Here is a 1,704-nt window from a genome sequence, read left to right on the forward strand (position 1 = left end):
GTTGGGTAACGCCAGGGTTTTCCCAGTCACGACGTTGTAAAACGACGGCCAGTGCCAAGCTTGCATGCCTGCAGGTCGTTTACCTTACCGAAATCGGTACGGATACCGCGAAAGAGCAGATTTATAACCGCTTCACACTGACGCCGGAAGGGGATGAACCGCTTCCCGGTGCCGTTCACTTCCCGAATAACCCGGATATTTTTGATCTGACCGAAGCGCAGCAGCTGACTGCTGAAGAGCAGGTCGAAAAATGGGTGGATGGCAGGAAAAAAATACTGTGGGACAGCAAAAAGCGACGCAATGAGGCACTCGACTGCTTCGTTTATGCGCTGGCGGCGCTGCGCATCAGTATTTCCCGCTGGCAGCTGGATCTCAGTGCGCTGCTGGACTCTAGAGGATCCCCCTTCTTCAGCGCTTTAAATGACATTGTTTCGTTTCTCTATGTTTGGTATCGGTTCTTCTTCTTCTTCAAAAAAAAGGGGGGCACTATTCAAAAAAAAATATTATAACAGTATGATTTTTTTCCCTCTCCCGTCGATTGAGGTTTTTTTTTCTCTTTCGTCTTGGTCTTTTGCTTTTCACTCCAAAAATGGAAACACGCGCGGCTCAACTCGAAATCCGTGATCAAAAAAATAAAGGCTGTGAGTTTCGAGCCAATAATTATGAATTAGTGGTATTTTTTTTAAAGATAAATAATCAAGAATCGCATTAGGGAGACGAATATGCGTTATTCAAATAAAAAGACAATTCTTTTAGGGTAGCATTTCCCTTCAAGTTCATCCCACATGTACATTAATGTCAATGATGTCGCAGAAGTTAAATTAGCAGAAGAAAAAAAAAATGTGAATTACTCCGAGTCAACTCTTCTTTCTCTTCTTCTTTTTCTTCTTTATCACCATAATCACCACCACCACCACCACCACCAGCTCCCAGATGACTTCAACTAACTTAGAAGGAACTTTCCCATTGATTGCCAAAGGTAAAGTCAGAGATATTTACCAAGTTGACGACAACACTCTTTTATTCGTTGCTACTGATAGAATTTCCGCATACGATGTGATTATGTCTAATGGTATCCCAAATAAAGGTAAAATCTTAACCAAATTGTCTGAATTCTGGTTTGATTTCTTGCCAATTGAAAACCATTTAATCAAAGGAGACATTTTCCAAAAATATCCTCAACTAGAACCATATAGAAACCAATTGGAAGGCAGATCCTTACTTGTTAGAAAATTGAAATTGATCCCTCTTGAAGTTATTGTTAGAGGTTACATCACCGGTTCCGGCTGGAAAGAATACCAAAAATCTAAAACCGTCCACGGTATTCCTATTGGTGATGTGGTTGAATCACAACAAATCACTCCTATCTTCACCCCATCCACTAAAGCAGAACAAGGTGAACATGATGAAAATATCACCAAAGAACAAGCTGACAAGATTGTTGGAAAAGAATTATGTGATAGAATTGAAAAAATTGCTATTGATTTGTACACCAAAGCCAGAGATTACGCTGCCACTAAAGGAATTATTATCGCTGATACTAAATTTGAATTTGGTTTAGATGGTGACAACATCGTTCTTGTTGACGAAGTTTTAACTCCAGATTCTTCCAGATTCTGGAATGCTACTAAATACGAAGTTGGTAAATCTCAAGACTCTTACGATAAACAATTTTTGAGAGATTGGTTAACTTCTAATGGTGTT

The 1,704-nt window shown here is 39.9% G+C and carries 2 protein-coding genes; both read left to right on the forward strand.

The features are described from left to right. On the forward strand, positions 1-509 hold a 509-nt coding region (locus tag AAEY72_RS16680; RefSeq protein WP_502945386.1), incomplete at its 5' end, for a terminase gpA endonuclease subunit. 424 nt (positions 510-933) lie between these two features. Continuing rightward, a partial coding sequence (locus AAEY72_RS14090) for a phosphoribosylaminoimidazolesuccinocarboxamide synthase (RefSeq protein ID WP_352311114.1) occupies positions 934-1,704 on the forward strand: 771 nt, incomplete at its 3' end.

Origin of the sequence: Psychrobacter sp. W2-37-MNA-CIBAN-0211 (assembly GCF_040309405.1) — a bacterium.
Lineage (GTDB): Bacteria > Pseudomonadota > Gammaproteobacteria > Pseudomonadales > Moraxellaceae > Psychrobacter > Psychrobacter glaciei.